We start from the raw sequence: 4,176 nt of genomic DNA, 5'->3' as shown, positions 1-4,176 counted from the left end.
GTACAGGCTGAGCTACGACCTGAAGAGGAGCGTCGGTAAGGTGAGGATGTTCTACGGTAACGTGGGAGTTCTGATAAAGGCTTGGGCCTACCTGAAGATGCTGGGGAGCGAGGGGGTGAGACGGACCGCTGCCCTGGCTGTGATGAACGCCAACTACGTGAGGAAGAGGCTGATGAATTGCGGCTTCGACGTCCCTTACGGCAGGGATAGGCCCTGCAAGCACGAGTTCGTCATATCGCTGGCCAGACTGAGGAAGGAGACCGGAGTTAGGGCCCTGGACTTCGCCAAGGCCCTGATAGACAGGGGCCTGCATCCGCCCACGATGTACTTCCCCCAGGTCGTCCAGGAGTGTCTCATGATAGAGCCGACGGAGAGCGATAGTTTGAGGGAGATCGAGAGGTACATTGAGGCCATGGATGAGATAAGAAGGCTGGCTTACGAGAGACCGGAGGAGATTTTAAACGCTCCGAGGAGAGCGTCCATCACTAGGGTGGATGAGAGCATGGCCAACAGGGTCCTCTGGCTAACTTGGAAGATTTACGAGAAGCAGAAGGGAGAGAAAGAGCTCAAGGGATAGCAGGCTAAGTACGAGGAGCCTCTCCTCCCTAACCCCGAGCCTGATGAGGAGAGAGGGAAGGGAGAGGTGGGGAGGGGCCATGAGCCTCCCATCCCGGGACACCCCAGCCGGGATCTTCTCCCTGGTCCTCCTCCAACTGAGGAGCTTCAGGAGGAAATCGAGACCCTGAGGGATCGAGAGGATCGCGAGCTCCCAGTACAGGGAGTGCCTGAATGAAGCTGCAGCGATCGCACCACCGCAGAGGAAGGTGAGGACGTTCCCAGGGAAGGCCCTCGCAGGATACCAGTTGTACCTTAGGAAGGAGAGGAGGAGCAGGGATAGGGAGAGAAGGTAGATGAATCCCTTGATCTCTCCCCTGGTCAGCAGGATCACAGAGAGAGTTGAGGAGATTATGAGGGAGGTGCCGGCCTCCAGCCCGTTGAAGCCGGCGAATGTGTTGGTTGAGTTGACGTAATAGGTCCCGAGGAGGAAGAGGGTGACCTGATGAGTCAAGAGGAGGCTGAAAGGATCGAATGGGGGGAAGTCGCTGTGAAGGAGTAGGAATGGGATCCCCGAGAGGATCACCTTCTCGATGTTGCTCAGCCCGATGACATCATCGATGAGCCCTAGGGAGGAGAAGAACACCGGGAGGATCACTAGGGATGGTGGAAGTCCGAGGATCAGGGAGATTAGGGAGAACTGAAGTATTGAGACTATTGAGAGAGGAAGACCGCCAATCCTAGCGGCCATCACATCTCCAGGTTTATGCAGATCCCTGGATAGGAGTCCTCTCCTCTCAGAAATCCTTATCCACCTCTCGGTGGCTGCCAGATTGATCAGCGATGAGCAGAGGGCCGCCAGCGCGGCTAGTATCTCACTCACCATGTTTTTATCGTGGGGGGGACGGGTTGCAAGGTAAAAATGTTGGAGGTTGCTCTGGCCTCGGCGGTGGCCCTACTCTCCTCAGAGCTCATGCACAGGAGGATGCTGCCAAGGTACGCTGGAAGATCCCTCCTGTCCGAGGACGTACACAAGCCGGGAAGGCCGAAGGTCCCGGAGCCCCTGGGACCGGTGGTCTGCATCTCCTTCCTCATATCATCACTGGCGTTCTTCAGCCTGACGGGAGAGGCTAGCTCGATCGCCATCGCAGCATCCTCAGGACTGGCCTTCCTCATAGGACTGCTGGACGATGTCTCCCCGCTGGGCCCCAGGACCAAGCCCCTGATGCTCGTGCTCCCGGCCCTCGTCCTTGTAGCGACCTATCAGATCACACCGAGACCCCTTCTACCTATACTGGGAAGGGCCAGGCTTTATTATGTCTACTGGATCCTGCTTCCGGCCCTCTTTACGGTATTCTCGAACGCTGTGAACATGATGGACTCCCTAAATGGGATGATGCCCCTCTCCGTTTACGCATCCACCATCCCCTTGATACCGGTGCTCGCCTCCAACAGGGGTGCCCTGGCTTCCCTCATCCTGCTCCACGCCTCCCTCCTCCCCTACTGGCTCAGGAACAGGTACCCGGCTAGGGTCTTCGGGGGGGACTCCAATTCCCTCTTCGTGGGCTCCGTCCTAGCGTCCGTATCCGCCGTCTCCAACACAGAAGCCTTCTTCTGCATAGCCCTGATCCCCTTTCTGGTCTCCGGCTTCTCCGTAATAACATCCGTCGGCGGGTTGAGGGAGAGGAGGGAAATAGGCATAAGGCCAGTCATAGTCAGGGAGGGGATGATAAGGGCAAATCCGGATCCAAAGGCGCCTATCTCCCTCATAGCTATGATATCTTGTGAGAGGTGGAAGGGGGAGGATGAGATCGTCAGGGAGGCTGCCCTCCTCTCCCTACTATCCGGGATCCTATCATCCCTCACCTTCTTCCTCCTAACGCCGAGGTGAGAACTTGGACAGGGGGCTCCTGCTCTCCCTCTACGCGGTCCTGTCGGGATGGGTCCTCATACTCCTAGCCCTCCTGATCCTGAAGCCCGTGATCTCCCCGAGCTCCAAGGAGCTGGGCTGGGCGGTGCTTTACGTGCTCCTCGGGTTCCTCTCGATGGCCGCGGCCCTCCTCCTATGGTACGGGAGCATAAAAGCCATCTTCCTCAGATTGAAGGTAGTGGGCCCGGGGGGACTCGAACCCCCGACCTCCCGCTTCTCCTCTGGCGACTGTAGCGGGAGCCGCCATATAAGGCAGGCGCTCTATCCAGTCTGAGCCACGGGCCCCCTCAGGCTGGGCTGTCCTCATTAATATGCGTTTCGGTCAGGCGGGCCCGGGATCCTGATCTGGCGAGTGGGCTTTCGGGTATTCATTGATCGGATTTGGCCGAATGATTAAATATGTCATCACTCCTCGGTTGGAAGGATGCCCTATAGGGATTCAGCGCAGAAGGTCAGGATAGCGGAGCTCCTCTCGGGGGAGTTCGAGGAGGTCTCCGTGGAGGGGACGAGATACTTCAGGCTCCCTTGGGGGAGCGTCATAAAGGTTAGGATCATGGGTCTGGTCGTGGAATCTAGCCTGAAGGAGGATGGCTCCTTCGCAACACTGGACGTTCACGATGGTACCGCATCCATACAGGTGAAGGCATGGGATGAGGACGTCTCCCTCCTAATGGATCCCGATACCGGGAGCCCTTACGAGAGGGGGAGCATAGTGGACGTGATAGGCAGGGTGAGGAGCTGGAAGGATTCAATATACCTCTCCCCGACGCTCGTGATCAAGGTGAGGGATCCGAACGCCATCCTGCTCAGGGAACTGGAGATACTGAGGAGGATGCTCAGGGTGAGGGTGGAACCCAGGAGGAGAGAGGAGGATAGGCTGAGGAGGGACGTGATAAGGATTCTTAAGGAGATAGGTCCACTCTCACTCGATGAGATGGCAGATCTCCTAAAGGAGGGTCAAATTAGGCTCAGGAAGAGACTGGAGGAGATGGTATCCTCCGGTCTGCTGTTGGAGAGCGATGGAAGGTACGGATACGCGGGCATATGAGGGATCTCTCACCTTTAAAAATGCCTGCCTCCCCCTTATTGGGTGGAGATGTCGTCGAGGGAAGAGTACCTTCAGATGCTCATGGAGGCTAGGAAGAAGCTCCCCAAGCTCGTGGTCAGCGGCGAGAGGTTCTCGCCGCCCAGGCCGGTGATAGCGATAGAGGGTAAGCAGACGCACATAGTGAACTTCAAGGAGATAGTCACTAGCGTGAACAGGGATGCGAAGATGATAGCCAGGTACCTCTCGAAGGAGCTGGGATCCCCTTACTTCCTCACGGAGGATGAGAGGAAGCTCATATTGAGCAGGAAGATAGACCCAAAGCAGGTTGAGAACAGGATAGAGAAGTTCATAAGGACCTATGTGATATGCCCCCACTGCGGCAGGCCCGATACCACTCTCGTCAAGGTGAAGAAGGCCTGGGTCCTCAGGTGCCAGGCATGCGGTGCCGAGACCCCGGTTCCGAAGCTGTGAGGTGATCGCTTGAAATCGAAGAAAGGGGAGGAAGTGGAAAGATCCCTGGATGCCGAGATGGAAGATCTCCTGCCTGCTGAGGACTTGGAGATATTTGGAAGGGTTCTGGAGCCCCTCGGAAAGGGACACTTCAGGGTGGAGTGCGCGGATAATGCGATAAGGGTCTGCAGGG

At 57.1% G+C, this 4,176-nt stretch carries 5 protein-coding genes and 1 tRNA gene; 4 read left to right on the top strand and 2 right to left on the bottom strand.

Annotation, left to right across the window (positions count from 1 at the left end; genetic code table 11):
• Positions 1 to 577, top strand: a 577-nt coding sequence (locus BA066_06965) for an aminomethyl-transferring glycine dehydrogenase subunit GcvPB (GenBank protein ID RDD52958.1), incomplete at its 5' end; no start/stop codon positions are given.
• On the opposite strand, the gene BA066_06960 is transcribed toward BA066_06965, so the two are convergent.
• Positions 524 to 1,441 carry a hypothetical protein gene (locus BA066_06960; protein RDD52957.1) on the bottom strand — a complete coding sequence of 306 codons (918 nt, stop codon included), beginning with the start codon at positions 1,439 to 1,441 and terminating at the stop codon, positions 524 to 526. The two genes, BA066_06965 and BA066_06960, sit on opposite strands and share 54 nt — an antisense overlap.
• Positions 1,442 to 1,477: 36 nt before the next feature.
• On the opposite strand from BA066_06960, the gene BA066_06955 reads away from it, so the two are divergent.
• Positions 1,478 to 2,446: a hypothetical protein gene (locus BA066_06955; GenBank protein RDD52956.1), complete on the top strand. Its 969-nt coding sequence runs from the start codon at positions 1,478 to 1,480 to the stop codon at positions 2,444 to 2,446.
• A gap of 218 nt (positions 2,447 to 2,664) precedes the next feature.
• Here the strand turns inward: BA066_06955 and BA066_06950 are convergent.
• A tRNA-Ile gene (locus BA066_06950) sits at positions 2,665 to 2,770 on the bottom strand.
• A 139-nt stretch (positions 2,771 to 2,909) separates the two neighbouring features.
• On the opposite strand from BA066_06950, the gene BA066_06945 reads away from it, so the two are divergent.
• Positions 2,910 to 3,533, top strand: coding sequence for a hypothetical protein (locus BA066_06945; GenBank protein RDD52955.1), 624 nt, complete (start codon positions 2,910 to 2,912; stop codon positions 3,531 to 3,533).
• Positions 3,534 to 3,581: 48 nt separating this feature from the next.
• The gene (locus BA066_06940; GenBank protein RDD52954.1) at positions 3,582 to 4,004 is read left to right on the top strand and encodes a translation initiation factor IF-2 subunit beta; all 423 of its coding nucleotides are present in this window, start codon (positions 3,582 to 3,584) and stop codon (positions 4,002 to 4,004) included.
• Positions 4,005 to 4,176: the final 172 nt, after the last annotated feature.

The organism is Candidatus Korarchaeota archaeon NZ13-K (assembly GCA_003344655.1).
Taxonomy (GTDB): Archaea; Korarchaeota; Korarchaeia; order Korarchaeales; family Korarchaeaceae; genus Korarchaeum.
Note: the sequence above shows the minus strand (reverse complement) of the source record. Positions and strands in the feature narration are given on the sequence as shown.

Coding starts and splice junctions, on each gene's coding strand:
- BA066_06955 (RDD52956.1), top strand. CDS start 1,478: ATGTTGGAGGTTGCTCTGGCCTCGGCGGTGGCCCTACTCTCCTCAGAG.
- BA066_06945 (RDD52955.1), top strand. CDS start 2,910: ATGCCCTATAGGGATTCAGCGCAGAAGGTCAGGATAGCGGAGCTCCTC.
- BA066_06940 (RDD52954.1), top strand. CDS start 3,582: ATGTCGTCGAGGGAAGAGTACCTTCAGATGCTCATGGAGGCTAGGAAG.
- BA066_06960 (RDD52957.1), bottom strand. CDS start 1,441: ATGGTGAGTGAGATACTAGCCGCGCTGGCGGCCCTCTGCTCATCGCTG.